This is a genomic window from Vibrio fujianensis (assembly GCF_002749895.1).
Taxonomy (GTDB): Bacteria; Pseudomonadota; Gammaproteobacteria; order Enterobacterales; family Vibrionaceae; genus Vibrio; species Vibrio fujianensis.
Genome location: NZ_NBUS01000043.1, coordinates 133896 through 138419, shown reverse-complemented (window position 1 = coordinate 138419; position 4524 = coordinate 133896). Strand labels below are relative to the sequence as shown.

The window sequence follows — 4524 nt, the reverse complement described above, 5'->3', positions numbered from 1 at the left end:
TCACACACCTATCGGCCCCTTAGCTCAGTGGTTAGAGCAGTCGACTCATAATCGATTGGTCATGTGTTCAAGTCACATAGGGGCCACCATATTCTACAAGGGTTAGGACGATAGTAGTCACTAACCCTTTTTTATACCTGCTGTTTTTTAGTCAAACACTTAGTCAAACAGTGGCAAAGTATCCCCCGTCAAAGTTAGCTTTTACTTAGTCAAACAGTGACAAGGTAGCCCCTACCTCCTTAACTCTCATTTCTAACAAAATCAGATAGCCCAGTTAAATACTCATCTGTTACCATTGAAAATCATCTCATATCACTATTTAAATCGCGTAGGCTTCACTATGAAAAAGTTATTAAGCTGGTTTTTCGGTATCATTTTTTTATTTAGTGGTTTAAGTGTAAGCTTTGATACTAGCGTGATTGGTGGCTTACTCTTTCTGATAATCGCATTCCTAACCATTCCAACAAGCCGAGCATGGTTAACAACTACAAGCAAAGGGAAAATTACAAACAAGACCATGATAGTAGTTAGTCTTATTTGCTTTCTAACGGCTGGTCTTCTCATTAACAAGGAAGAGGAACTAAAAGCCCAAAAGCAACAAGAACAGAAAGAAAGACTCATTGCTTTTACTGAAAAAAGAGAAACTATTATCGAAGAATTGAAGCAAGCAATGGCTACAAATGACTATACTCACGCACTATCAATTACAGAGCGTTACAGCGACATTAAAGACAAGGAATTAATCGAGTTCAATAACAACGCCACTAACCAGCTAAAAACACAAGAATTACTAGCCAAAGTTAAACCTATACCAGCTAGTGACTTTGAGCAAAACCTCAAGCTATATGAACAACTACTAGAGCTAAACCCAAACGACCATACATTTAAAAGCAAAGTTAAGCACTACAAAACAAAAGTTTTACTCTCTTTAATTGACAACCTTGAAGAAAATCAGAACGACCTTTACTACAGCTATTATGATCAACTTTTTAGTCTCCACCCCGATAACTCAACCTATCAAGAAATGGCTGTTATCTATAGAGGCAGATTAAGGGCTGAACAAACTCTAAAATTAACCGAGAACAAACAACAATCAGCATCTAGAGAAAAAAACGATAGAAACCAAAATATCAGCCGTCAATTTAGTAGCTGGAACGGCTCACACCGTAACCTAGTAAGCCACATCAAAAGACAAATGAATGACCCAAGTAGTTTTGAGCATGTGGAAACCGTCTATTGGGATAAAGGCAACCACCTGATTGTTAGAACAACCTTTAGAGGGAAAAACGCTTTTGGTGGCGTAGTACTTAACAGCGTAACGGCTAAAGTATCTCTTGATGGTAGGGTACTAGAAATAATAAATTAACCAGCTTTATACTATTCCCGTTAATGTTAACAATCGTCAACACCTGAACCGACCTTTTATATAAACCGTTGCGAGTGATAGAACACTAGGTTTAATTAGGGTTATCTAATGAATGTTAGGATATGACAGCTTTTTATGATTTAAATAAATCGCCCCATACGGCTTTATGTTGACTTTTCACCTCTTCGCTTAGTCGTATATAGGGAGTTACTTTAAAATGCTTAGAATGCGATACAGCGCTTTTTATAGACGGGAAACACATAGCGGTAACGTTCAGCTTTTTAGGGACTCTAAGAATGGCGCGACTTTAAACGGCTGGTGCTGTAGTCTTTTGCTTGTTTAGCCCTGTAGCCCTTGCCTCGCTCCTTGGTTTGATACGATAGCCTGTAAATGGCCTCCTGCTTGGCTTGAAAGTCATTGTCGACCACTCGGTAATAGCAGTGCTCAACTCGTTGTAAGCATGAGCCACCAGCCGCTAACCATAGCGATTCTAGCAAGCCTAATATTCTATCAGGGTACAAAATTTGTTTACCATCGAGAAATAAAGCTACGTGGTAATGCTGCTGCTTGGCTTTTTCCTTCTCACGTACCCAGCTATAACCGAACCGTTTCATAGAGTATTCACGCGCCAGCATAGACCGTACAGCACTTATAAAGGCTGACACTTCACGATTATTATCCGTATAACTTGGCATGCTTAAATTGAAAAATAGCACCATAACGCGCTTGTGATAGCTACACATGGCGTTTAGCTGGTTAATGATCGCTTTCATGTGTTTAGGGCAAATTTTGTATTGCTGATTGCTGCCCGTGTTCACTTCCCATATTTGACCATCAATTTTTAGATAAGGGCTGTTTGTAAGGTATCTCATAGAATAAGCCTATATAGATATTATTAAAAACCCCCTGCTAGGCGTGACAGTGGTTAGTATCTGCTAACCCTGCTGTATTTACGGTGCTTTAAGCTTTCAATTGCTAGCATGATGAAGCAACGCCTAAAAACAGAAAATAAAACCTAGAAATGAGTTCTCATCTATTCTCATAAAAAAAGCTACCTTTTTTTGGTAGCCTTTTGCTGCTCTGTGGCTTATCCTTACTTTCGCTAGTGAATAGTTTGCCGACCGTCATTAGCTATCAAGGATATGCCCTTTACTTTTTTCGGTTCTGGGCTTTCTTCCTTGTTTTGTAAGCCTCCCTTTGCTCATCGCTCAACCAAACAACAAGCACCGTTTTATTAGTTAAACAGCCAGTTAACGGATCAATAACCCTTGCTCGCTTGCTAGAATGAGTAAGTTTGTACCTTTTCCTTAAACTGCTCATATAAGAATGTAAATTACCTATCCCTATATACCTTGCCTCATAAGTGTTAATTTTATAGCCTTTCAGCAATATCGATATTAAATAATGGGTTTGATTCCCCCCTTTGTATTCAGGTAACGCAATTTCTTTAACTCGCTGGGCATAGCACATATTACATATCTCCCAATTGATCTAACCAAGCATCAAGTGTGGACTGTCGCCAGCCAATCGCACGGCCACGCACTTTTAATGGCTCAGGCATTGTTTTATCTTTCGCCCACCAGCGCCAAAGTGTGCGCTTGTTTTTACCTACAATTTTCGATACCTCATCGAGATTTAGGATTGAATCAAAATGTTGTGTCATTGTTTTTACCCTTTGCGAACGTTCAGTATTGAACAAAGTAATTAAACAACGAACGTGAACACATGTAACGTCACTTAATTAACGCCTTACCAGCGAATAAAGTAACCCTTATTGATTTACAAACTGTTCAAGTGCTTTAAAGTAATCTTTCTCAAGTTCTTCTACCTTAATTGAAATATCTCCCAATGCTCCACCAGCTTGTATTGCCTGCATTTTTTGCTCAGATATTTTCTTCTCCAATGCTTTTAATTCTTTATAACTCTCGTTTTCTTTATGGGTATCCACCAATTTCTTAGCATGTTTTTCTAGCATTTCTTTATACTCCTGCTCGGGGATGTGATCTCTAAATTTTTTCTCTTCATCATTTATTTTGGTTCTAATTTTCTTGATATTAGATTCACTTGTATGAAATTTTTCAGCGGCTTTCTTACAATTATAAAACTCGGAGTAAGCCCACATCATCCGCTTACGAACATCATCACCTTTTGGACGACCTACAGGCTTGCTCACCGCTTTTGGTGTGTAACCAACTTGACGTACAACCGTAGAAACCAGCGCATCCGCGACTTTAACCAATAAGCTTTTATCTAAATCTTCACCCAACTGAACAGATTCTATGAACTGCTTGAAACTCTGACTATCAGCGCTAGAAATATCTAAATAACCATTCGAGCCAAGTTCTAGCTTGTCAATGGCTAAACTAGTCCAGTCTTTAAGTGTACGCTCCAAGTAAGCTATTAGATGCGCTTTGCTCACAAGGATATGAGAAATACTCTTACATTCAGAAAGCCTTTTGTTGGTTAAGTAAGAAAGCAATTTCGTTAAACGTTCCTTCTCCCGATCTATCTTGAAACGGCAAACAATATCTTCTTCTTTATTGACTATTTCAGACACTTTCGAGACAGATCCCCTAATCACGCAATTTAGAAACTTAATGTTTTTTTTATCATCACTAGCCTTAAACCATTCTTTTTCCAATGTTGAAATAAACTCACTCAAGCCCTTATCGACTTCTTCTTTTGTTTCTCGAATATCCTGAATATCTGTCATACTCAAACCCTCACCATTTGAAGCACATTATCAGCTATATTTGCTGTAGCCTTTGTTCCCATGATTCCAGCGCCTTGCGTTTTTCTGGCAAGTATTCATAGCGGTCATAGTGCTTAGATGACACGTCATTAAGGGCATGGTTCTGTAGCCTGTCACGTATCGACTTTGATATACCTAGTTCGCCCATTAGCGTTTTACAGGTTCTACGCAAATCCCTAGCTGTGAATGGTTTTATCTGTGGCGTACTGGTGCGGTATCGGTCAATGGCTTGTGATAATGAATCTGTGCGCATGTGCTTGGTATCGTCTAAACGGTGCGGGAAAATAAATTTACTGTCATTGTTTAAACGTTGTTTTCTGAGTATATCCAGCGCGCTATCTGTCAGCGGTAACAGGTGAGGCCGTTTGTTTTTAGATATATCAGGCGTGATAAGTAACGTTTTTTG

At 39.0% G+C, this 4524-nt stretch carries 5 protein-coding genes and 1 tRNA gene; 2 read left to right on the top strand and 4 right to left on the bottom strand.

All coding sequences use genetic code 11. The annotated features are described in order from the left end of the window. Nucleotides 1–13: 13 nt before the first annotated feature. Both B7C60_RS11435 and B7C60_RS11430 read left to right on the top strand, forming a co-directional pair. Nucleotides 14–89 (top strand) — tRNA-Ile (locus B7C60_RS11435). A 251-nt stretch (nucleotides 90–340) separates the two neighbouring features. Further along, on the top strand, nucleotides 341–1366 hold the full coding sequence (locus B7C60_RS11430) for a hypothetical protein (protein WP_099611767.1): 1026 nt from the start codon (nucleotides 341–343) through the stop codon (nucleotides 1364–1366). A 290-nt stretch (nucleotides 1367–1656) separates the two neighbouring features. Here B7C60_RS11430 and B7C60_RS11425 read toward each other — a convergent pair whose 3' ends face one another. The 4 genes from B7C60_RS11425 to B7C60_RS18975 form a co-directional block, all read right to left on the bottom strand. Beyond that, nucleotides 1657–2238: a YagK/YfjJ domain-containing protein gene (locus B7C60_RS11425; RefSeq protein WP_099611766.1), complete on the bottom strand. Its 582-nt coding sequence runs from the start codon at nucleotides 2236–2238 to the stop codon at nucleotides 1657–1659. 599 nt (nucleotides 2239–2837) lie between these two features. Beyond that, nucleotides 2838–3029 (bottom strand): helix-turn-helix transcriptional regulator, encoded by a 192-nt coding sequence (locus B7C60_RS11415; RefSeq protein ID WP_099611764.1) that lies wholly within the window; start codon nucleotides 3027–3029, stop codon nucleotides 2838–2840. A 108-nt stretch (nucleotides 3030–3137) separates the two neighbouring features. Next, the gene (locus tag B7C60_RS11410; protein ID WP_099611763.1) at nucleotides 3138–4079 is read right to left on the bottom strand and encodes a hypothetical protein; all 942 of its coding nucleotides are present in this window, start codon (nucleotides 4077–4079) and stop codon (nucleotides 3138–3140) included. Nucleotides 4080–4113: 34 nt separating this feature from the next. Continuing rightward, nucleotides 4114–4524: site-specific integrase (locus B7C60_RS18975; protein ID WP_245869243.1), on the bottom strand; the 411-nt coding region annotated here is incomplete at its 5' end.